General features: G+C 66.0%; 20 protein-coding genes and 1 other RNA gene. 12 read left to right on the forward strand and 9 right to left on the reverse strand.

From position 1 onward, the window contains the following. The first annotated feature begins 261 nt into the window (after window positions 1-261). Window positions 262-831 (forward strand): manganese efflux pump, encoded by a 570-nt coding sequence (locus tag IM543_05740; protein QOY95366.1) that lies wholly within the window; start codon window positions 262-264, stop codon window positions 829-831. 63 nt (window positions 832-894) lie between these two features. Here IM543_05740 and IM543_05745 read toward each other — a convergent pair whose 3' ends face one another. From IM543_05745 to yghU, 3 genes are all read right to left on the reverse strand, one after another. Continuing rightward, window positions 895-1,515, reverse strand: a complete 621-nt coding sequence (locus tag IM543_05745; protein ID QOY95367.1) for an exopolysaccharide biosynthesis protein — start codon at window positions 1,513-1,515, stop codon at window positions 895-897. Between the two features lie 114 nt (window positions 1,516-1,629). Continuing rightward, window positions 1,630-2,109, reverse strand: coding sequence for a VOC family protein (locus IM543_05750; protein ID QOY95368.1), 480 nt, complete (start codon window positions 2,107-2,109; stop codon window positions 1,630-1,632). Window positions 2,110-2,233: 124 nt separating this feature from the next. Further along, the gene (gene yghU / locus IM543_05755) at window positions 2,234-3,082 is read right to left on the reverse strand and encodes a glutathione-dependent disulfide-bond oxidoreductase (protein QOY95369.1); all 849 of its coding nucleotides are present in this window, start codon (window positions 3,080-3,082) and stop codon (window positions 2,234-2,236) included. A 199-nt stretch (window positions 3,083-3,281) separates the two neighbouring features. On the opposite strand from yghU, the gene IM543_05760 reads away from it, so the two are divergent. Further along, complete coding sequence (locus tag IM543_05760) at window positions 3,282-3,683, forward strand: energy transducer TonB (protein ID QOY95370.1); 402 nt, start codon at window positions 3,282-3,284, stop codon at window positions 3,681-3,683. A 251-nt stretch (window positions 3,684-3,934) separates the two neighbouring features. On the opposite strand, the gene rpoH is transcribed toward IM543_05760, so the two are convergent. The 4 genes from rpoH to ftsY form a co-directional block, all read right to left on the reverse strand. Beyond that, window positions 3,935-4,825, reverse strand: a complete 891-nt coding sequence (rpoH, locus tag IM543_05765; GenBank protein ID QOY95371.1) for an RNA polymerase sigma factor RpoH — start codon at window positions 4,823-4,825, stop codon at window positions 3,935-3,937. A 457-nt stretch (window positions 4,826-5,282) separates the two neighbouring features. Further along, window positions 5,283-6,197 carry an ABC transporter permease gene (locus IM543_05770; protein ID QOY95372.1) on the reverse strand — a complete coding sequence of 305 codons (915 nt, stop codon included), beginning with the start codon at window positions 6,195-6,197 and terminating at the stop codon, window positions 5,283-5,285. Then, window positions 6,194-6,853: an ATP-binding cassette domain-containing protein gene (locus IM543_05775; protein QOY95373.1), complete on the reverse strand. Its 660-nt coding sequence runs from the start codon at window positions 6,851-6,853 to the stop codon at window positions 6,194-6,196. Before IM543_05775 ends, IM543_05770 begins: the two co-directional genes overlap by 4 nt. A gap of 42 nt (window positions 6,854-6,895) precedes the next feature. Next, entirely contained in the window at window positions 6,896-8,101 is a 1,206-nt protein-coding gene (gene ftsY / locus IM543_05780; GenBank protein ID QOY95374.1) for a signal recognition particle-docking protein FtsY, read from the reverse strand. Window positions 8,102-8,349: 248 nt separating this feature from the next. Between ftsY and IM543_05785 the strand changes: the two genes are divergently transcribed. Then, window positions 8,350-8,541: a hypothetical protein gene (locus IM543_05785; GenBank protein QOY95375.1), complete on the forward strand. Its 192-nt coding sequence runs from the start codon at window positions 8,350-8,352 to the stop codon at window positions 8,539-8,541. A 149-nt stretch (window positions 8,542-8,690) separates the two neighbouring features. On the opposite strand, the gene IM543_05790 is transcribed toward IM543_05785, so the two are convergent. Further along, entirely contained in the window at window positions 8,691-10,394 is a 1,704-nt protein-coding gene (locus IM543_05790; GenBank protein ID QOY95376.1) for a thiamine pyrophosphate-binding protein, read from the reverse strand. 182 nt (window positions 10,395-10,576) lie between these two features. Here IM543_05790 and rnpB point away from each other — a divergent pair. The 3 genes from rnpB to IM543_05805 all read left to right on the forward strand — a co-directional run bounded on the left by rnpB (window position 10,577) and on the right by IM543_05805 (window position 13,133). Next, an RNA gene (gene rnpB, locus IM543_05795) (RNase P RNA component class A) lies at window positions 10,577-10,915 on the forward strand. Window positions 10,916-10,957: 42 nt separating this feature from the next. After that, entirely contained in the window at window positions 10,958-12,454 is a 1,497-nt protein-coding gene (gene glpK, locus IM543_05800) for a glycerol kinase GlpK (protein ID QOY95377.1), read from the forward strand. 118 nt (window positions 12,455-12,572) lie between these two features. Continuing rightward, window positions 12,573-13,133, forward strand: a complete 561-nt coding sequence (locus IM543_05805; protein QOY95378.1) for a hypothetical protein — start codon at window positions 12,573-12,575, stop codon at window positions 13,131-13,133. 12 nt (window positions 13,134-13,145) lie between these two features. Here IM543_05805 and IM543_05810 read toward each other — a convergent pair whose 3' ends face one another. After that, a complete protein-coding gene (locus IM543_05810; GenBank protein ID QOY95379.1) occupies window positions 13,146-14,096 on the reverse strand; it encodes an AAA family ATPase in 951 nt (316 codons plus the stop codon). Between the two features lie 428 nt (window positions 14,097-14,524). On the opposite strand from IM543_05810, the gene mraZ reads away from it, so the two are divergent. From mraZ to murF, 6 genes are read left to right on the forward strand one after another with little or no spacing between them, the layout of a single operon-like run. Beyond that, window positions 14,525-14,953 (forward strand): division/cell wall cluster transcriptional repressor MraZ, encoded by a 429-nt coding sequence (gene mraZ / locus IM543_05815; GenBank protein QOY95380.1) that lies wholly within the window; start codon window positions 14,525-14,527, stop codon window positions 14,951-14,953. After that, on the forward strand, window positions 14,940-15,920 hold the full coding sequence (gene rsmH, locus IM543_05820) for a 16S rRNA (cytosine(1402)-N(4))-methyltransferase RsmH (GenBank protein QOY96538.1): 981 nt from the start codon (window positions 14,940-14,942) through the stop codon (window positions 15,918-15,920). The genes mraZ and rsmH overlap by 14 nt, the downstream gene beginning before the upstream one ends. Further along, window positions 15,917-16,189 (forward strand): cell division protein FtsL, encoded by a 273-nt coding sequence (gene ftsL, locus IM543_05825; GenBank protein ID QOY95381.1) that lies wholly within the window; start codon window positions 15,917-15,919, stop codon window positions 16,187-16,189. The genes rsmH and ftsL overlap by 4 nt, the downstream gene beginning before the upstream one ends. After that, window positions 16,186-17,964 (forward strand): penicillin-binding protein 2, encoded by a 1,779-nt coding sequence (locus IM543_05830; protein ID QOY95382.1) that lies wholly within the window; start codon window positions 16,186-16,188, stop codon window positions 17,962-17,964. The genes ftsL and IM543_05830 overlap by 4 nt, the downstream gene beginning before the upstream one ends. Then, window positions 17,964-19,496, forward strand: a complete 1,533-nt coding sequence (locus tag IM543_05835; protein ID QOY95383.1) for a UDP-N-acetylmuramoyl-L-alanyl-D-glutamate--2,6-diaminopimelate ligase — start codon at window positions 17,964-17,966, stop codon at window positions 19,494-19,496. Before IM543_05830 ends, IM543_05835 begins: the two co-directional genes overlap by 1 nt. Continuing rightward, on the forward strand, window positions 19,496-20,896 hold the full coding sequence (gene murF, locus IM543_05840; protein ID QOY95384.1) for a UDP-N-acetylmuramoyl-tripeptide--D-alanyl-D-alanine ligase: 1,401 nt from the start codon (window positions 19,496-19,498) through the stop codon (window positions 20,894-20,896). Before IM543_05835 ends, murF begins: the two co-directional genes overlap by 1 nt.

Raw genomic sequence — 20,896 nt, forward strand, 5'->3', positions numbered from 1 at the left:
AGGCCTTGACCGAGGCGACTGCAGCGGCTGCGGCTTGCATCGATAAGAGTTTCCTTCTAGAATGCGTTCACCCTATGGGGAGTAGCCTGCTTCCGCGCAATGCGGAAGTGCCCGTGTCAACACACTCGGCCAGAACGGCCGTGGCGCGGGCGCCCATGATCGGCAGATCAGGTTGGCGAGACCATCGGCCCATCCGCGCCAAGTCGGGCGTGCGGATGCGCCGTTGCGCTCTGCCCAAACCCAGCCCGACCGGAATCCCGCATGACCTTCACCGCTCTCATTTTCCTTGCCCTCGCGATGTCGACCGACGCCTTCGCCGCGGCGATCGCAAAAGGCGCCGCCCTGCGCAAACCCGGCCTGCCGCAAGCCCTGCGCATCGGCCTGCTGTTCGGCTGCATCGAGACCATCACGCCGCTGATCGGCTGGGCCCTGGGTTCGCTGGCCGCCGATGCGATCCGCGAATGGGACCACTGGATCGCCTTCGTCCTGCTGCTGGGCCTGGGCGGGCGCATGATCTGGCTGTCCTTCGGCGCGGACCAGGAAGAGGAAGACGAATCAGCGGCCGGTTCGCAGAACTGGCTGGTGCTGGTGCTGACCGCGGTGGCGACCAGCATCGATGCGATGGCGGTCGGGGTCGGCCTGGCCTTCGTCGACGTCTCGATCGTGCATGCGGCGGTGGCGATCGGCATCTCGACCACCATCATGGTCACGGTCGGCGTACTGCTTGGCCGGCGCCTGGGCGCGGCCGTGGGCCGCAATGCCGAGCGTATCGGCGGCGTGGTGCTGGTGCTGGTCGGGACCACCATCCTGATCGAACACCTGTCGGCCTGAGACATGCTTTGCTCACCCATGTGTTGCTCCATGCGAGCGAAGGATGGGTGATATTGCGGAAATTCAGGCCAGGCGCCCGACCAGTTCGCGCAGCGCCAGGCCGCCGCCGGCGATCAGGACCGTAAAGTACAGGATCGTCGCCGCATTGCTGATATGGCCCAGCAGGACGCAGACGCCGTCGCGCTGCAGCAGGCCGATCGCCAGGAACAGCAGCGCCACGGCCGGGAAGGTATTACTGAACGGAATCAGACCGAAAGGCATCATCAGCAGCACCGCGCCCAGGATCAGGGCGGCATTGTTCAGGTGCTGGACCGGACCGCGCGCCACCATCCAGCGGATGCGGTCGGGGCGGCTGACGCGTTCGATCCGGTGCATCCAGGGCAGGGCCTTGCGCAGTACCGGACGCAGCTTGCGGGTGGCGATGGTCCGGTGCTTCATCCGGGCCGGAATCCACAGTTCGCGCCCGAACAGGCGGCTCAGGCCGATCAGCAGGATGGCGGCGCCGAACACGGTGCTCACGCCGGGGATGGACACCGGAATCAGGAACACCAGGGTGAGCAGGGCGGCCAGGATCAGCAGGCCGTCGTTGCCGACCCGGTGGATCAGTTCGCTGAGCGTGATGCCGGTGGGCGGCAGCGAGCGGACCAGGTTGCGGAGCTTGCGCGAGATCGGTTCACCTTGCATGGGTGTTTCTTCCTGTTGTCGAATGGGATGGCATGCCGGCGCCGGGCTCCCGGCGCCGGGCGACAGTATAGTGCACCGCTCGCATGCTGCCGGGTCCGGTAGGACAGGGGGTCTTCAGCCGCGCCGGGCGGCCTCGATCGTCGCGATGTCGATCTTACCCATCGTCATCATCGCCTCGAACACGCGCTTGGCCACCGCCGGGTCGGGGTCGGCCATGCCGTCGGTGAGCGCGCGCGGCGTGATCTGCCAGGACAGGCCCCAGCGGTCCTGGCACCAGCCGCAGTCGCTCGCCTGGCCGCCGTTGCCGACGATGGCGTTCCACAGGCGGTCGGTTTGTTCCTGGTCGTCGGTGGCGATCTGGAAGGAGAAGGCTGGACTGTGCTGGAAGGCCGGTCCACCGTTCAGGCCGATGCAGGGCACGCCGGCCACGGTGAATTCCACCGTCAGCACGTCGCCCTGCTTGCCCGAGGGGAAGTCACTGGGCGCGCGGAAGACCTGGCCGACCGAACTGTCGGGGAAGGTGGCGGCATAGAACTGCGCCGCTTCCAGTGCGGTTCCGTTGAACCAGAGGCAAATCGTGTTCTTGCTGACCATGGGCATGTCTCCAATCGTTGGCAGTCGGGTGGGAAGCTCGCGCGCCAGCATAACGCAAACGCGCGGCCGTCCGGCAGCCGCCGCGGTCCGACTTATGGGAAATCAGGCCGGGTGCTGTCAGGCATCAGTCGAGGTCGGAGGCGTCATGGCGTTCGGGCACTTGCTCTTCGGGATTGCCGCGCACGCGGTTGACCTTGCGGCCGCGGATGACGGCCGGGCGCGCCGCGATGGCGTCGGCCCAGCGCCGCACATGCTTGTACTCGTGCACCGACAGGAATTCACCGGCCTCGTACAGCTCGCCGCGCACCATGCCGCCGTACCAGGGCCAGATGGCCATGTCGGCAATGGAGTATTCGCTGCCGGCGACAAATTCCTTGTGTGCGAGCTGGCGCTCCAGCACGTCGAGCTGGCGCTTGGTTTCCATCGCATAGCGGTCGATCGGGTACTGCAGTTTCTCCGGCGCGTAGGCATAGAAGTGGCCGAAGCCGCCGCCCAGGAAGGGCGCCGAGCCCATCTGCCAGAACAGCCAGTTCATGGTCTCGGTGCGCGCCACGCCGTCCTTCGGCAGGAAGGCGCCGAACTTCTCGGCCAGGTAGACCAGGATCGAACCCGATTCGAACACGCGCACCGGCGCCGCATCCGTCCCCACTGCGCTGCGGTCGACCAGGGCCGGGATCTTCGAGTTCGGGTTGATGTCGACGAAACCGCTCGAGAACTGCGCGCCTTCGTTGATCTTGACGAGCCAGGCGTCGTACTCCGCACCCGTGTGACCGAGGGCCAGCAGCTCTTCCAGCATGATGGTCACCTTCACGCCGTTCGGCGTGGCCAGCGAGTACAGCTGCAGCGGGTGCTTGCCGACCGGAAGGTCGGCCTCGTGGGTGGGGCCGGCGACCGGGCGGTTGATGTTGGCGAAGGTGCCGCCGGCGGCGGCGGGCGGGGTCCAGACTTTCGGCGGCACGTAGGGATCGGTCATCGGGCGCTCCTTGTGAATCTGATCAAAGCGATCATTCTAGCCGGGGCGGGCAGGACGTGCCGTACGTGCCGGCAAAACCGCCTTTCGTTACAGTCTGCGACTTTTCTGCTCTGGCAATGTGCGATATTGAGCGGAACGACCGCCGCAGGCATAGAGCGGACGCGAGCATACAAGAATAGCGAGATTACGAGGAGGATGCATGCCAGAGCTGAAACGTCTCAACGAGGTCTTAAAAGCGAGTATGTCGGTTGCGGTGGGCTTGTTGTTCATGGGGCCAAGCGGTGCGCATGCCGGCGAAACGGCAGGGGCGGTCAAGCTGACTGCCAGTTCTCCTGGCAATATAAGGACTGAAACATGCTCGCGCCCCGAGTATCCTGAGCAGGAGTTAAAACAGAACCATCAGGGCACGGTGACGCTACGCTTCCTGATTGGCGCTGACGGCATCATCAAGCGCTCCTTGGTGCAGACTTCTTCAGGTTTCCCTGCACTTGACGAGGCCGCACTTGCCGGAATCTCCAAATGCCGCTTCAATCCACCACTGGTCAAGGGCAAGCCGGTCGAGGCATGGACTGCTATCCAATACGTCTGGAAGCCGCAGTAGATCATCGATGGTGTCGATCCAGGCATCGCTCTTCGTCTGGATCGGCTCGACCGGGTGGGTGGGGTACAAATTATTCCCGAAGCACGCTTGGCGTTTGTTGACGACTGCCTCTCCATGACAAGGCCGGCGCGCTGTACTGCGCTGTCAGTCAGAAACATCCAACGCGACCCCGTGGCGAAGATGTCCATTTGCAGACACGGGCACCAATGAAAAAACCCGCCGCAGCGGGTTTTTCAGGGACTGGATGAGGCTTACACGAACGCCGCCAGCGCACCCTTCATCTTCTTCAGCGCAGCCGATTCGATCTGGCGGATGCGCTCGGCCGATACGCCGAACTCTTCGGCCAGCGTGTGCAGCGTGGCGCCCGAACCGTCGTCGTTGGCCAGCCAGCGCGCTTCGACGATGCGGCGCGAACGCGGGTCCAGCTTCGACAGGGCGGTCTCCAGGCCTTCCGACTGCAGGCGGTCGACCTGCTCGGCTTCCAGCACGCGGGTCGGTTCCTGCTGCTCGGACGACAGGTAGGCGATCGGAGCGAACTTGTCGTCATCGTCATCGGTCGGCGATTCGAGGGCGATGTCGCGGCCCGTCAGGCGGGTTTCCATCTCGATCACTTCTTCTCGCTTGACGTCGAGCATCTTCGCCAGTTCGTCGACCTGGGTCGGCGACATGGTATCCAGGCCCTGCTTGTTGCTGCGCAGGTTGAAGAACAGTTTGCGCTGGGCCTTGGTCGTTGCGACCTTCACCAGGCGCCAGTTCTTCAGGATGTATTCGTGCATCTCGGCCTTGATCCAGTGCATCGCGTACGAGACGAGACGGACGCCCTGGTTCGGGTCGAAGCGCTTGACGGCCTTCATCAGGCCGATATTGCCTTCCTGAATCAGGTCGGCGTGGGGGAGGCCGTAGCCGAGATAGCCGCGCGCGATCGACACCACCAGGCGCAGGTGCGACAGCACCAGTTTCTGGGCGGCGTCCAGATCGTTCTTTTCCCGCAGCGACCTGGCCAACGACACTTCTTCTTCGTGCGTCAGCATCGGCAGGCGATTCACGGCCGAGATATAGGCATCGATGTTGCCGAGATTGCCGGTGAAACCCAGTCCCAGAGCACGACTGCCGGTCGGAACCAATGCGGATTGTGCGGACATGTTCATTTCCTCGTAGTGATCTTGCTGCATCCAGTGTGTCACGGACCCATGTCGCGCGACACCAGCGTTACTGCCTGTTACGGATGCTCATCTTGATTTCGCTGTCTTCAAAACATATATTAGCACTCTACGTGGGGGAGTGCCAGACAGGGCATCGATTTATCGGAATTGATTAAGTTTGGCTAAAGTATTGCCTATAGGAATCAAAATCGCGTCGTTTCCACTGTAGGGCAGGCGGTCGGGATTTGATTGATTCAGCTCAAAAGTGAGCAAAAAAGGGCTGGAAAACGTGTTAGAGACAGGTTAAAGGCCGCCGAAGTGGCCTTCTGTTGGATGGCGCACCTTCGTCAGGGACAGCCTGTAGGAATAGCACCCGTCTGCGCGTAGGGGAGGGCGGCTATACCCTTGCGCATGCCTGGACGCACAGCCGGAAAGCCGGCCGCGCATCCAGCATGTCTTAGCGCACGCGCGCCAGGTGGCGTTGCACCGACAGCATCGCGCCGACCAGCCCGAGGCCCGCGCTGATCGCCAGCACGCCGGCCATGTCCAGCGCGCCGAGCGGCGCCAGCTGGAATTCCGAGGCATACAGCCTGGCGAAATCGGCAATCGCGCCATTCAGCGGCCCCAAGGCCAGCATCACCGCACCGAGCGCCACCACACCTGCGCACAGGCCCAGCAGGGCGCCGGTGTAATAGAAGGGGCGGTGGATGAAATTGTCGGTCGCACCCAGCAGCTTGGACACCGCGATCTCTTCCTTCTGGGTCAAGACCTGCAGGCGGACCGTGTTGAAGACCACCGCGATCACCACGGTGCCGAGGGTGAGCGCCAGCAGCAGCAGGGCCAGGCGCAGGATGGCCAGCATCGCGGCCAGGCGCTTGACCCAGGCCGAATCGACCTGCACCACATCGACGCCGGGCAGCGCGCGCAGCTGTGCGGTGATGGCGTCGACCTGGCTGGCGGCATTGCGGCCGTCGAGCCGCATCCTGAAGCTGTCGGGCAGCGGGTTGTCGCCCAGCGTGTCGATCACGTCGCCCAGGCCGCTCTTTTCCTTCATCGAGGCCAGCGCATCCTCGCGCGGGACGAAATCGACCTCGGCCTTGCTGACGGTAGCGGCAATCGCCTGGATGCGCGGCCGCAGTGCGGTCGCGTCCTCGCGCGTGGCCTCGAGTTGCATGAAGACGCTGATCTCGGGGTCGACCGAGAGCTGTTGCGAGAGCGGCCGCACGTTGTCGAGCAGGGTGATGCCGGCAAAAGGCAGCATCAGCGCGCAAGCGACCACGAGCACGTTGAACAGGAAGCTGCCCGGCGCCTTGCGCACGGTGGACAGCGCTGCGCGCAGGGCGAAGCGATGCTGGCGGACCCACGGGCTCATACGCCGCCCTCCACCAGTTGGCCTTGCTCGAGGCGGATCACGCGCGCCGCGCCGTCCAGCACCTCTTCGTCGTGGGTCGAGATCACGCAGGTCACGCCGACGGCATGGAAGGCGCGCAGGGCGTCGAGCACCCGGTCGGCCGCCACGCGGTCGAGGTTGGCGGTCGGTTCGTCGGCCAGGATGATCTGCGGCCGGTTGACGATGGCGCGCGCCACCGCCACCCGCTGCTGTTCGCCGCCGGACAGTTCCAGCGGCATCGCCCTGGCGCGCTCGGCCAGGCCGACCTTGTCCAGGGCCGCGCGGGCGCGTCCTTCGGCCTGCGCCCTGGGGGCGCCGGTGACCAGCAAGGGCAGCATCACGTTGGCGAGGATGTTGCGGTCGTTGAGCAGGCGCTGTTGCTGGAAGATCAGGCCCAGGTTGCGGCGCAGGAAGGGAATGCCGGCCTTCTTGATGCGGCCGATGTCCTGGCCGTTGACCGTCACGACACCGCTGGTGGGCCGCTCGACGGCGGCCACCATTTTCATGAGGGTCGACTTGCCCGCGCCCGAGGGGCCGGCCAGGTAGACCAGCTCCCCCTTGCCGATGTTCAGCGAGACATCGCGCAGGGCAAAATTGTCAGGGGAGTATTGCTTGGAGACGGACTGGAACTCGATCATGAATACCTGTTCTGCTGTTCTGCGGTTCTGTTCATTCGAGGCTTAGCCGAGCAGGGCTTCGACGAATTCTTCGGCGTTGAACGGCTGCAGGTCGTCGAGTTTCTCGCCCACGCCGATGAAGTACACCGGCACCGGCCGGGTACGCGCGATCGCGGCCAGCACGCCGCCCTTGGCGGTGCCGTCCAGCTTGGTGATCACCAGGCCGGTGAGCTGCAGCGCGTCGTCGAAGGCCTTGACCTGGGCCAGTGCGTTCTGGCCGGTGTTGCCGTCGATGACCAGCAGCGTCTCGTGCGGGGCGCCCTCCATGCCCTTGCCGATGACGCGCTTGATCTTCTTGAGTTCTTCCATCAGGTGCAGCTGGGTCGGCAGGCGGCCGGCGGTATCGACCATGACCACGTCGACGCCCTTGGCCTTGCCCGACTGGACCGCATCGAAGGCGACGGCGGCCGGATCGCCCGACTGCTGGGAGATCACGGTCACGTTGTTGCGCTGGCCCCAGACCATCAGCTGCTCGCGCGCGGCGGCGCGGAAGGTGTCGCCGGCGGCCAGCAGCACCGACTGCTCGAAGCGCTGCATGTGCTTGGCCAGCTTGCCGATGGTGGTGGTCTTGCCGGCGCCGTTCACGCCCGCGATCATCATCACCAGCGGTTCGTGGCGGCCCAGCTCCAGGGGCTTCTGCAGCGGCTGCAGCATCTCGATCATCAGCTCCTTCAGCGCCGCCTTCACGGCGCTGGCATCGAGCAGCTTGTCTTCCTTGACCCGGCGGCGCAGCGAATCGAGCAGGAACTGGGTGGCGTCCATGCCGGCATCGGACATCAGCAGCGCCGATTCGAGTTCCTCGTACAGGTCTTCGTCGATGCGCGCGCCGACGAACAGCAGGGACAGGTTGCTCGAGGTCTTGGACAGGCCGGCCTTCAGGCGCGTCATCCAGGAGCGCTTCTTCTCGGCGTCGGTGGTCGGACGCTCCGCGGTTTCCGGGAACAACTCGCCGAGCCCGGGTGCCGCCGGCGCGCTGGCCGGCGCAGAAGCGGAGGTAGAGGCAGGGGCAGAGGCGGGGGCAGCGGTCGGAGTGGCTGTCGGCGCGGCAGTCGGCGCGGGAGCGGCGGTTGGCGCGGGAGCGCGGCTGAGCGGCGCGTCCAGCGCACCTGGCACGAACATCGGCGCTGCGGCAGCTGCGGGGGCAGACGCGGGCTCGCTCGGCGCCGGGACCTCGGTCTCGGGCTTCTTTCTCTTGAAGAAACTAAACATATGTGGGGGCGAATCCTGCGCACGGTGCCGGCGATCGCCGGCGATGAAAAAAGGTGCGAATATTTTACCAGAGCAGCAAGACGCTCTCCTGTCTGGCCGGTATCGATGCTGGAAGATGCAGCGAAAGAACTCTTTGTTGTGTTGTTGTTGAAACCGATTGGCTACTCAACAGTGCGGATCTGGAAAACGAGCGCGACTTGCGTTAAATTGAACATGGAGAGAAAACCACAAATACAACGGGGCACACCGTGAAAATCACTAATTTCCTGAAGCGGCTCATCCATGGCGACAATGCCACCGATGGCAGCGCCGCGAACATGCGCAACATTATCGTGTGGGCGTTCATCGCCCTCGTCGCATTGTTCCTGACCAATCCGGAGCAGGTCAGTTTCTTCGACAAGCCGATTCCCTTGCCGCCAGAGCTGGGACTCGGCCAGTAGTAGGGTGGTCGGCTCTGCCGACCGCGCGTTCACGTTCCAGTTGAGCAGACGCGACGGCTGTTTATCAACTGGGTGAACGCGTGGAGTGATCCGGTCCAGTGGACCAGATCACAAGCCGCCGCCCTACGGGTCTCAAGCCTGGCAGACGCTCAGCGGGCCGCCTTGGCCGCCTCCGCTGTCTTGCGAATCGTCTCGAGCGTCGCGTTCGGCGTGATCAGGTTGCCGTCGTAGCGCAGCTCGATCACGGCCGGCAGCTTGCGTTCGTTCGCATGCGCCAGCGCGCGCTGCAGGGCGGGCGCGAATTCCTCGGTCTTCTCGACCACCTCGCCGTGGCCGCCGTAGGCGCGCGCCAGGGCCGCGAAATCCGGATTGTGCAGACTGGTGCCCGACACGCGGCCCGGGTAGTCGCGTTCCTGGTGCATCCGGATCGTGCCGAACATGTTGTTGTTGAACACCAGCAGCACCAGGCCCGCGCCGTACTGCACCGCGGTCGCCAGTTCCTGGCCCGTCATCATGAATTCGCCGTCGCCGGCAAAGGTCACCACGGTACGCTGCGGATCGATGATCTTGGCCGCCACGCCGGCCGGCACCGCATAGCCCATGGCGCCGTTGGTCGGCGCCAGCTGGGTGCGGCGGCCGCCGTAGCGGTAGAAGCGGTGCGCCCAGGTCGCGTAGTTGCCGGCGCCATTGGTGATGATGGTGTCGTGCGGCACCTGCTGCATCAGCTCCTGCACCACCTGCCACAGGTCGAGCGGCGCGCCGCCCTCGCGGAAGATCGGCGGCTGCGCCTGCCAGGCGGCCAGCTCGTCCCTGGCTTGCTCGATCGTGCCGCCCCAGGCCGACGCGTCCACCGGCGCCATCGCGGCCAGCATCGCGCAGGCCTGTTCCGGGCCGCTGGCGACCATGAGCTCGGCCTGGTAGACGCTGCCCAGCTCTTCCGGGTCGGCATGGAAGTGCACCAGGCGCTGGCGCGGCACCGGGGACGAAAGCAGCGAATAGCCGCTGGTGGTCATCTCGCCCAGGCGCGGGCCGATGGCGATCACCAGGTCGGCGTCCTTGACGCGCGCCGCCAGTTTGGGGTTGATGCCGATGCCGACGTCGCCCACGTAGTTCGGGTGCTCGTTGTCGAGCAGGTCCTGGAAGCGGAAGGTGCAGCCCACCGGCAGTCCGTTCGCTTCGGCGAAGCGGCGCAGGTCGGCGCAGGCCCCCTCGGACCAGGAGCCGCCGCCGAGCAGCACGATCGGGCGCTGGCTTTCGGCCAGCATGGCGCGCAGCCGGGCGATCTGCGCCGAGGAGGGCGCCGCCTGCACCGGCTGGTAGGGGCGCGCATCGGCGACTGCCGCCGTCGTGACCAGCATGTCTTCGGGCAGGGCCAGCACCACCGGGCCGGGGCGGCCGCTGGTGGCCACCTGGAAGGCGCGCGCGATGTATTCCGGAATGCGGTCGGCGCGGTCGATCTGGGTCACCCACTTGGCCATCTGGCCGAACATGCGGCGGTAGTCGATTTCCTGGAAGGCTTCGCGGTCGATGAAGTCGCTGCCGACCTGGCCGATGAACAGGATCATCGGGGTCGAGTCCTGGAAGGCCGTGTGCACCCCGATCGAGGCATTGGTGGCGCCGGGGCCGCGGGTAACGAAACAGATGCCCGGCTTGCCGGTCATCTTGCCGTAGGCCTCGGCCATGAACGCCGCGCCGCCTTCCTGCCGGTTGATCACGAAGCGGATATCCGAATCGTGCAGCGCGTCCAGCACGTCGAGGTAGCTTTCGCCGGGAACGCCGAAGGCGGTGTCCACGCCGTGGGTATGGAGCGCATCGACCAGGATCTGGCCGCCGGTGCGGGAAGGGTGCGTCATGGTGTCGGTCATCCTTGTTGGTTTGCTATCCGGGCATTCTATGTGGATGAGGTGGGGAAGGCTTTTGAAATGGCGACACGAACTTACACAAAAAGAAGCAGGGCAAACGACTGACCCCGGGTGTGTGGTTTCGCAAAAAGGGCAGCGCCGGTTCGTGCCCGCATCGGTTACAATGATGCCGTGAAGCAGGCCAGACAGTCGCTGGTCTTCACCTTCGGGTGAGGGCGGGAGGAAGGTCCGGACTCCACAGAGCGGGGTGACGGTTAACGGCCGTCCGCTGAAAGCCGCAAGGTATAAGGCGAGGAATAGGGCCACAGAGACGAGCGTATTCAGTTACGGTGAAACGCGGTAACCTCCACCTGGAGCAATTCCAAATAGGCACGCGTTGATGTTGCTCGCGGAGCGTGCGGGTAGGAAGCTTGAGCGCTGGAGTAATCCAGCGCCTAGAGGAATGGCTGTCATAGGGGCGTCCCGCAAGGGAAACCACTACACAGAATCCGGCCTATCGGCCTGCTTTACATGAATTCGGCGCCGCCGGGCCGGGCGCCCCGGCGGAGTCATCGATGCAGAAATTCATCCTGGCGCTCGACCAGGGCACCACCAGCTCGCGCGCCATCCTGTTCGACCATGCCGGCCTGCCGGTCGCGTGCAGCCAGCACGAATATCCCCAGCACTTTCCCCAGCCCGGATGGGTCGAGCACGACGCGCTCGACATCTGGCACAGCCAGCTCGCCTGCGCGCGCGAAGCCTTGCGCCAGGCCGGCGTCGACGGCCGCCAGCTGGCCGCGATCGGCATCGCCAACCAGCGCGAGACCACCGTGCTGTGGGACCGCGCCACCGGCGAGCCGGTGGCGCGCGCCATCGTCTGGCAGGACCGGCGCACCGCCGCCATCTGCGACCGCCTGCGCGAACAGGGGCGCGCTCCCGACATCCGGCAGCGCACCGGCCTCGAGCTCGATGCCTATTTTTCCGCCACCAAGCTGCAATGGCTGCTCGCGCAGGTCCCGGGCCTACGCGCCCGTGCGGAGCGCGGCGAGCTCGCCTTCGGCACCATCGACAGCTGGCTGGTGTACCGCCTGTGCGGACGCCACGTCACCGACGTCGGCAACGCATCGCGCACGATGCTCTTCAATATCCAGTCCCTGCGCTGGGACGAGGCGCTGCTGGCTATGTTCGGCATTCCGGCCGCGGTGCTGCCGGAAGTGGTCGCCAGTTCCGAGGTAGTGGCGCTGGCGGCCGAGGAATGGTTCGGCGCGGCGGTGCCGATCGCCGGCATCGCCGGCGACCAGCAGGCCGCCACCTTTGGCCAGGCCTGCCACCGCAAGGGGCTGGTCAAGAACACCTACGGCACCGGCTGTTTCATGCTGATGCATGCCGGCGACACGCCGCCGGTGTCGCACAACCGGCTGCTGTCGACCGTCGGCTGGACCATTGGCGCCACCGCGCCGTCTACCGATTATCTGTTGGAAGGCAGCGTCTTCATGGGCGGCGCCACCGTGCAGTGGCTGCGCGACGGGCTCGGCATCATCAAGCAGTCCGCTGACGTCGAAGCGCTGGCCCTGAGCGTACCAAGCAGCGGCGGGGTGATGCTGGTGCCGGCCTTTACCGGCCTGGGCGCGCCGCACTGGGACCAATACGCGCGCGGCGCCATCGTCGGCATGACGCGCGGCACGAACGCCGGCCACATCGCCCGCGCTGCGGTCGAGGCGATCGCCTTCCAGAGCGCCGAACTGCTGGCCGCGATGCAGAAGGACGCGGCCTGCGCGGTCCTGGAAATGCGCGCCGACGGCGGCGCCGCCCGCAACGACCTCTTGATGCAGTTCCAGGCCGACCTGCTGGGCATTCCGGTGCTGCGGCCGCGCGTTACCGAGACCACGGCGTTGGGCGCGGCCTACCTGGCCGGGCTGGCGGTGGGCTACTGGGAAAGCGTCGAGGACATCGCGCGCCAGTGGCAGGTCGAACGGCGCTTCGAGCCCGCGATGGACGCCGGGCGCCGCGCCGAACTGATGGCGCGCTGGGCGCGCGCGGTGGAACACGCCAAGGACTGGGCGCAGGCGTGACACGCTTCGCGCCGCCGCGCCGCAGTTCGCGCCGCCCGGCAACCGTTCGTCGCAAACCGGCCAGCCTGTTGCGCGGCGTCGCTAAGGTGGATGCATCGACCACCTTCCGGAGCCGGCCATGCTGCAGCACATCCTCGCCAACACCCCTGTCCATGTCTGGGCGATCCTCGCCTTCCTGATCTACCGCGGCGTGCTCGCCTCGCGCGATCGCGACGTCACCGTCCCCCGGATGCTGGTGGTGCCGGTGCTGATGCTGGTGCTGGCGCTGCAGTCGATCGCGATGCAGTTCGGCGTGGCCGGCGTGGGGATGCTGGCCTGGGCCGCCGGCATCGGCGCCGCCGCGCTGCAGCGCTGGAGCTTCGGCCGCAGCGGCGTCGCCCCGGGCCCGACATCGCCCACGCTGCGCCTGCGCGGCAGCTGGGCGCCGCTGGTCTTGATGGTGGCCATCTTCCTCATCAAGTACGTCCTGGCCGTGCTGCTGGCGATCCGGCCCGCAATGGCAAGCAACATCGCGTTCGCGGCCGGCGTGTGCGGCCTGCTCGGCCTGTGCAACGGCTGCTTCGTGGGCCAGCTGGCGCGCGACCTGGCCGCGGTGCGCCGCCGGGGTGCAGGCCGGCCGGACATGCCGAAAGACGGCATGGACCGCCGCGCCACGGCCCTCGAGGCGCATCGATCCTGACGCGGGCCGCATTCAGAAGCCGATCCGCCCCTTGCCCGGCGTCGGCTTCATCCGGATATCGTCCACGCGCACGCGTTCGCGCCCGGCGGCCACCGCATGGCCCAGGCCGTCGAGCAGGGTCTTGCGCAGGTCGCGCGGCGATACGCCCACCAGCTTGTCCAGCACCACGTCCGCCAGGCGCGGATCGAAGGCGGCCAGGTTCAGTTCGTCCAGCAGTCCGGCATACATGCGCTGGGCGATCCCGGCCGCCTGCGCCTGGGTGGGGGTCGGCACCTCGTACACCGCCATCCGGTTGAGCAGCGGGTGGGGGATGCCTTCGACCGAATTGGCGGTCAGGACCCAGAAGATCTGCGAGGCGTCGATCTCGACGTCGATGAATTCGTCGCGGAAGGCGCTGGCCGTTTCCGGTTCCAGCAACTGATACAGGGCGGCGAGCGGATCGGACTGGGTGGAGCCGCTCGCCTTTTCCACTTCGTCCAGCACGATCAGGGGGTTGGCGTACTGTCCCCGCACCAGGCGCTCGGCCACCTTGCCGCATTTCGCGCCGCGCCAGCTGGCCGAGCTGCCGGTGATGACGAAGCCGGCCGACAGCGCATTCATGCTGATCAGCTCGCATTCGGTCTGCATGACCCGCGCCAGGCGCCGGGCAAAGTGGGTCTTGCCCACGCCGGGGCCGCCCAGCAGCAGGATCGGCATGACATTGAAGCCCCGGTCGCCCGCATGCGCCAATGCCAGGTAGCGGGCCAGGTCGTCCAGGACTTCCTCGAAATTGGGACATTCCTCGAACAGCGGATCGAGGGCGGCGATCGATGAGGGCTTGGTGACGAAGCGCTCGGCCCCGGTCTCGAGCATGCGCTCGTAGAATGCGTCGAGTTCCGGGGAGCGGCCGCGGCTGCGGTCGAGCGCTTCCTGCACTTCGATCAGGTCGTAGACCGCGCAGGTCCGGGCGAGTGTGATGCTCACGGCTGTCTCCTTGTAGCAGAAGCAGGGCCTTGCCTTGGCTCGATCCTAACGCTTCCAGCCGAGCGCCGCCAATCCGCAGCGCCTCAATTCTGCAAAGAAACTTTTATTGCATTGAAAAAAGTCAGCCCCCTGATATGAGCTTAATCAAACGGAAAGCTTGTCTTTACAACTGAGGTCCAACCTTCAATCCGTTTCCTAAGTGACTGATTTAGGAGACATTTTAGCTTGAGCTTCTTGCAATGGACGTCGCTAAGTCCTTGGTTTCATTAGACAAATTCAGATTTGCCAAGCGTGAATTCGCTTGACCACCAACATTGATTCCAATAAAGTGGGAAACAGTGTGAAAAAGTGTCGAATTGTGGGGGATTTCCGGGACCCCAAGCGGCCAAAAAATTCTAAATTGATAATTCTCCAGACTAGGTAAAGTCGTGTTCCAGGGCGCGTCAGCGATCAATCTCGATGCAAAAGGCAGGATGTCGATTCCGGCAAAGCATCGTGACGCCCTCGCGGTCCAGTGCGAGGGCCGGATGACCCTGACCAAGCATCCGCACGGCTGCCTGCTGTTCTTCCCGCGTCCGGTGTGGGAACAGCATCGCGAGCAGATCGCCGCCTGGCCGATGTCGGCCCGTGCGTGGCAGCGCATTTTCCTTGGTAATGCGTGCGATGTCGAGTTGGACAGTGCAGGGCGGGTGCTGATTTCGCCCGAACTGCGCGCCGCCGTGGGTTTGGAGAAAGAAGTCATGATGCTGGGCATGGGCACGCATTTCGAGATCTGGGATGCCGCCAAGCTTGCCGAAAGCGAAGCCGAGGCCGTGGCCGGCGGCATGCCCGATGTCCTTTCCAATTTCTCCTTCTGAGGCGCCGATGACGGAAACAACCACGGTGCCTGCATTCGAGCATCGCACGGTGCTGCTGGACGAAGCAGTCGATGCGCTCGACCTGACGGCCGAGCGCATGAACGGTACTTATATAGACGGCACCTTCGGCCGCGGCGGTCATAGCCGGCTGATCCTGTCGCGCCTGGGCCCGCAGGGGCGCCTGATCGCGTTCGACAAGGATCCGCAGGCGATCGCCACCGCGGAAACCGTGGACGATCCGCGCTTCACGATCGTGCATGACAGTTTTGCCACGATGTTCGACGCGCTGGCCGCGCGCGGCATCAGCCAGGTGGACGGCATCCTGCTGGACCTTGGCATTTCGTCGCCCCAGGTGGACGACGCCACGCGCGGATTCAGCTTCCGCCAGGACGGCCCGCTCGACATGCGCATGGATACCACGCGCGGGATGTCGGCGGCCGAATGGCTGGCCAGCGCGTCGGAACAACAATTGGAAAAGGTGATAAGAGATTATGGAGAAGAGCGGTTTGCTTTCCAGATTGCAAAGGCGATTGTTGCTCGCCGCGCAGTCCAGCCAATTTCGACCACACGAGAGCTTGCCGCAATCGTGGCAGACACGGTCAAAACTCGCGAAAAAGGCAAGGATCCGGCCACCCGGACCTTTCAGGCTGTCCGGATTTTCATCAATAAAGAGCTTGAAGACCTCGAAGCAGGTCTGAGCGCCGCCTACGCGATGCTGGCGCCGGGGGCGCGCATGTCCGTGATCAGCTTCCACTCGCTGGAAGACCGCATGGTCAAGCAGTTCCTGGCCTCGAAGGCCAAGGTGGCGCAGCCGGACCGCCGGCTGCCGATCCGCGCCGTCGACCTGCCGCAGCCCCTGATGAAACTGATCACCAAGATGAAACCGTCGGACGCGGAAGTCGGCGCCAATCCGCGCGCCCGCTCGGCGGTGCTGCGCGTGGCCGAACGCCTCGGAGTGCGGGCATGAGCGTCAAGCTGAACATCGTGCTGACGGTGGCGGTGGTCGGCTGCGCCCTGTCGGTGGTGAACGCGCGTTACCAGTCGCGCCACCTGCTGATCGAGCTCGAACGCCTGAACCAGCACGAGCGCCAGCTCGAGATCGACTGGGCCCAGCTCCAGCTCGACCAGTCCACGCTCGGCAAGAACGAACGCATCGAACAGATCGCACGCACCAGCCTGAACATGGCCCCCCTGAGCCCGGCCCGTACCCAATACCTGACGGAAGGGGAGCGATGAGCCGCGCCGAACGTCGCAGCAGCACCGGGCGCGTGGCCGCCTCCAAGGGCGTGGCTTTCTCGAAGAGCCCGGTCCTGGCCGTGAACGTCCCCAACTGGCGTTCGCGCCTGGTGCTGTTCGTCATGTTCGCAGCCTTCGCCGCGCTGGCCGTGCGCGCGCTCTGGCTGCAGGGCGTGTCGACCCAGTTCCTGCAGAAGCAGGGCAAGAGCCGCTACGAGCGGGTGGTCGAACTGCCGGCCGCGCGCGGCCGGATCGTGGACCGCCACGGCCAGGTGCTGGCGTCTTCGCTGCCGGTGAAATCGGTGGCCGCCTTCCCGAAAGAAATGCTGACCGAGCCGCGCGAGAAGCTGGCCGAACTGGCGCGCCTGCTCGGGATGCCGGAATCCGAGTTGCGCGCCAAGCTCGATCCGAAGCGTAACTACGTCTACCTGAAGCGCCAGGTCGAAATGGACACGGTCGAGCAGATCGAGAAGCTCAAGCTCGACGGCATCGACACCCGCAAGGAATACAAGCGCTACTACCCGCAGGGCGAAGTGATGACCCACCTGGTGGGCTTCACCAGCATCGAGGACAAGGGCCAGGAAGGCATGGAGCTGTTCCACCAGAAGGCGCTGATGGGCGTGCCGGGCAGCCGCCGCGTGATCCGCGACCGCCTCGGCCACATCGCCGAAGACCTGGGCATGTTCCGCGAGCCGCACGAGGGCAAGGACCTGACCCTGGCGGTGGACAGCAAGCTGCAATACATCGCCTTCACCAGCGTCAAGAACGCGGTCGAGAAGTTCAACGCCCAGGCCGGCGGCGCGGTGGTGCTCGACGTCGAGACCGGCGAAGTGCTGGCCATGGCCAACTACCCGACCTACAACCCGAACGACCGCTCCAAGCTGACCGGCGCGCAGCTGCGCAACCGCGTCATCACCGACACCTTCGAGCCCGGCTCGACCATCAAGCCGATGACGGTGGCGCTCGGCCTCGAAACCAGGCGGATCACCCCGGACACCGTGTTCGACACCAATCCCGGCTACATGGTGGTGACCGGCAGGCGCATCCGCGATACCCACAACTACGGCGTGCGCAACGTCAGCGGCATCATCCAGAAGTCCTCGAACGTCGGGGTGGTCAAGATCTCGCAGCTGATCCCGCCGCAGGAAATGTGGGAGCTGTATACCAAGCTGGGCTACGGCCAGTCGCCGCGCTTCGGCTTCCCGGGCGCCACCGCCGGCCGCGTGCGTCCATGGAAATCGTGGCGTCCGATCGAATACGCCAACATGGCTTTCGGCCACGGCCTGTCGGTGTCGCTGCTGCAGATGGCGCGCTCCTACATGATCTTCGCCCGCAACGGCGACATCATCCCGCTGTCCTTCCTGAAGGTGGACGAGAAGCCGGTCGGCCAGCAGGTGATCTCGCCCAAGACCGCGGCCCAGGTGCGCACCATGCTCGAATCCGTGGTCAGCCCGGAAGGCACCGCCTCCAAGGCCCAGGTGCCGGGCTACCGCATCGGCGGCAAGACCGGCACCGCCGAAAAGATCGTCAACGGCCGCTACTCGCGGACCGACAACATCGGCTACTTCGTCGGCGTCGCCCCCATGTCCAAGCCGCGCTTCATCATCGCGGTCATGATCGACAACCCGCACGGCGCCTTCCGGACCGGCGGCAGCGTCGCCGCGCCGACCGCCGCCGACCTGGCGGCCAATGCCCTGCGGGCCGCCAACGTGCCGCCCGACTCATCGATCACCGACATCATCATTCCGGAAGAACCGGTCGAGGAGAGCTTGTGATGGCGATGCGCCTGAACGACATCTGCGATTGGATTCGCGCCGCCGCGCCAGGCGGCCGACTCGTTTCCGACTCCCGCCGCGTGGGCAAGGGAGACGTGTTCTTCGCCTATCCGGGCGAGGCATCCGACGGCCGCCGCTACATCGCCGCCGCCATCGACGCCGGCGCGGCCGCCGTCGTGTATGAAGAAAACGGTTTCGACTGGGACCAGGCGCAGGGCGTGCCCCACCTCGGCGTGCCCGACCTGAAAAAGAGCGCGGGCCCGATCGCCCATGGCGTGCTGCAGCACCCGGATGCCGGCATGTTCACGGTCGGCGTCACCGGCACCAACGGCAAGACCTCCTGCGCGGTATGGATCGGCCAGGCGCTGGCGCGCCTGGGCGAGCTTGCTGCGGTGATCGGCACGCTCGGTGTCGGCATCGTCAAAGCCCGCGCCGAGTCCGCGTTCGATGCCACCGGCTACACCACGCCGGACGCCGTGCTGCTGGCGCAGACGCTGGCCGACCTGCGCGCGCAGCAGGTGGGCGCGCTGGCAATCGAAGTCTCGTCCATCGGCCTGGTGCAGGATCGCGCCGCCGGCATGCATTTCGACGTCGCCATCTTCACCAACCTGACCCGCGACCATCTCGACTTCCATGGCAGCATGGAGGCGTACGAGGCGGCCAAGCTGCGGCTGTTCGAGTGGGAAGGCCTCAAGCACGCCGTCGTCAACCTGGACGATCCGGCCGGCCTGCGCCTGGTGGCGCACCTGCGCCGGCATGTTCCCCAGCTGCCGGTCACCGGTTACACCCTGCAGGGCGAGGCCGGGCAGCCCGCCATCGAGGGCGTCGCCATCCTGCGCGCGTCGAACATGCGCAGCCGTCACGCAGGGACCGAATTCGCCATCGACACCCCGGCCGGCAGCGCGAGCGTGAAGACCCGGCTGGTCGGCCGCTTCAACGTCAGCAACGCGCTGGCGGTGCTGGGCGCGCTGCTGGCCAAGGGCGTGGCGCTCAAGGCCGCGGTGGAGGCCATCGAAGCGCTGCTGCCGGCCCCGGGCCGCATGCAGCAGCTCGGCGGCCAGGACGCGCCGATGGTCGTGATCGACTACGCGCACACCCCGGACGCGCTGGAAAAGACCCTGGAAGCCCTGCGCCAGGTGGCCGAGGAACGCGGCGGCCAGCTGTGGTGCGTGTTCGGCTGCGGCGGCGACCGCGACCCGGGCAAGCGCCCGCAGATGGGTGCGGCCGCCCAGGCGGCCGACCACATCCTGGTCACCAGCGACAACCCGCGCAGCGAAGAGCCGGCCCACATCATCGCCCAGATCGTGGCCGGCATCGAGCAGCGCGGCAGCGACAGCTTCCAGGCCGTGGAAGACCGCGCCACCGCGATCCTGCTGGCCGTGAAGAACGCCGGCAAGCAGGACGTGATCCTGCTGGCAGGGAAGGGGCACGAGCCCTACCAGGAGATCAAGGGCAAGAAACTCCCGTTTTCCGATGCCGACCATGCTTCGCTGGCATTGACCGCGCGGCTCACCATGATGAGGACCCACTGATGCGCGCAACGCTTGCACAACTGGTCGCCGCGATCCCGGGTGCACGGCTCGTCGGCGGCGACCTCGCCTTCGACGGCGTGTCGACCGACAGCCGTACGGCGGCGGGCGGCGCGCTGTTCGTCGCGCTCAAGGGAGAGAGCTTCGATGCGCACGACTTCCTCGGCCAGGTCGCCGCGCGCGGCGTGGCCGCGGTCGTCGTCAACGAAAACGCGCTGCACAAGCTGCCCGCAGGCTGGACGCTGCCGGCCATCGTGGTGCCCGATACGCTCGTGGCGCTGGGCCGCATCGCCCATGCCTGGCGCAGCCAGTTCGCCATTCCCGTGATCGGCGTGACCGGCTCGAACGGCAAGACCACGGTCAAGGAAATGATCGCGTCGATCCTGGCCGCGGCCTTCGGCGAAAGTGCCCGCCTGGCCACCCAGGGCAACCTGAACAACGAGATCGGCGTGCCGCTGACCCTGTTCCGGCTGGACGCCGCGCAGCGCGCGGCCGTGATCGAGATGGGCATGAACCATCCGGGCGAAATCGGCCGCCTGGCCGCGATCGCCGCGCCCACGGTGGCGATGGTCAACAACGCCCAGCGCGAGCACCAGGAATTCATGCACACCGTGGAAGCGGTGGCGCGCGAGAACGGCTCGGTGCTGGCGGCGCTGCCGCCGGACGGCGTGGCGGTGTTCCCGGGCGACGATACCTATACCGAGCTGTGGCGCTCGCTGGCCAGGTGCCGGGTGCTGAGCTTCGGCCTGAGCCAGGCCTGCGACGTGCGCGCGAGCTACACCTCCACCGGCTTCGGCAACGAACTTCAGGTGACGGCCGGCGACGCGCAGTTCACCGTGACGCTGGCCGCCGCGGGCGAGCACAACGTGCGCAACGCGCTGGCGGCGATCGCCTCCACCCTGGCCGCCGGCATCGCGCAGGACGCCATCGTGCGCGGCCTCGAGTCCTTCGCCCCGGTCGGCGGGCGCCTGCAGCGCAAGCAGGCCGCGAACGGCGCCACCGTCATCGACGACACCTATAACGCCAACCCGGACTCGATGCGCGCCGCGATCGACGTGCTGGCGGCGTATCCGGCCCCGCGCATCCTGGTGGCCGGCGACATGGGCGAAGTCGGCACGCAGGGAAAAGAGTTTCACGAAGAAGTCGGTGCCTACGCGCGCGCGCGCGGCATCGAACACGTGCTCGCCACTGGCGAACTGACGCGCTCCATGGGCGCGTCGGGAGCACGGCATTACGAGCAGTTCGACGATTTATTGGCAGCACTGGATGTAACTCTGGGCGGCAACGCAGGTGCCAAATGCGACGCGACTGTGCTGGTGAAGGGCTCGCGCTTCATGAAGATGGAGCGCGTGGTCCAGCACCTGACCGGATCAACTACCACTGGCAACAAGGACGCCCACTAA

Source organism: Massilia sp. UMI-21, assembly GCA_015277795.1.
GTDB lineage: Bacteria > Pseudomonadota > Gammaproteobacteria > Burkholderiales > Burkholderiaceae_D > Telluria.

Excerpts from the sequence above, each read along its gene's own strand:
- IM543_05740 (QOY95366.1), top strand. The coding sequence starts at position 262 with ATGACCTTCACCGCTCTCATTTTCCTTGCCCTCGCGATGTCGACCGAC.
- IM543_05745 (QOY95367.1), bottom strand. The coding sequence starts at position 1,515 with ATGCAAGGTGAACCGATCTCGCGCAAGCTCCGCAACCTGGTCCGCTCG.
- IM543_05750 (QOY95368.1), bottom strand. The coding sequence starts at position 2,109 with ATGGTCAGCAAGAACACGATTTGCCTCTGGTTCAACGGAACCGCACTG.
- yghU (QOY95369.1), bottom strand. The coding sequence starts at position 3,082 with ATGACCGATCCCTACGTGCCGCCGAAAGTCTGGACCCCGCCCGCCGCC.
- IM543_05760 (QOY95370.1), top strand. The coding sequence starts at position 3,282 with ATGCCAGAGCTGAAACGTCTCAACGAGGTCTTAAAAGCGAGTATGTCG.
- rpoH (QOY95371.1), bottom strand. The coding sequence starts at position 4,825 with ATGTCCGCACAATCCGCATTGGTTCCGACCGGCAGTCGTGCTCTGGGA.
- IM543_05770 (QOY95372.1), bottom strand. The coding sequence starts at position 6,197 with ATGAGCCCGTGGGTCCGCCAGCATCGCTTCGCCCTGCGCGCAGCGCTG.
- IM543_05775 (QOY95373.1), bottom strand. The coding sequence starts at position 6,853 with ATGATCGAGTTCCAGTCCGTCTCCAAGCAATACTCCCCTGACAATTTT.
- ftsY (QOY95374.1), bottom strand. The coding sequence starts at position 8,101 with ATGTTTAGTTTCTTCAAGAGAAAGAAGCCCGAGACCGAGGTCCCGGCG.
- IM543_05790 (QOY95376.1), bottom strand. The coding sequence starts at position 10,394 with ATGACGCACCCTTCCCGCACCGGCGGCCAGATCCTGGTCGATGCGCTC.
- glpK (QOY95377.1), top strand. The coding sequence starts at position 10,958 with ATGCAGAAATTCATCCTGGCGCTCGACCAGGGCACCACCAGCTCGCGC.
- IM543_05805 (QOY95378.1), top strand. The coding sequence starts at position 12,573 with ATGCTGCAGCACATCCTCGCCAACACCCCTGTCCATGTCTGGGCGATC.
- ftsL (QOY95381.1), top strand. The coding sequence starts at position 15,917 with ATGAGCGTCAAGCTGAACATCGTGCTGACGGTGGCGGTGGTCGGCTGC.
- IM543_05830 (QOY95382.1), top strand. The coding sequence starts at position 16,186 with ATGAGCCGCGCCGAACGTCGCAGCAGCACCGGGCGCGTGGCCGCCTCC.
- IM543_05835 (QOY95383.1), top strand. The coding sequence starts at position 17,964 with ATGGCGATGCGCCTGAACGACATCTGCGATTGGATTCGCGCCGCCGCG.
- murF (QOY95384.1), top strand. The coding sequence starts at position 19,496 with ATGCGCGCAACGCTTGCACAACTGGTCGCCGCGATCCCGGGTGCACGG.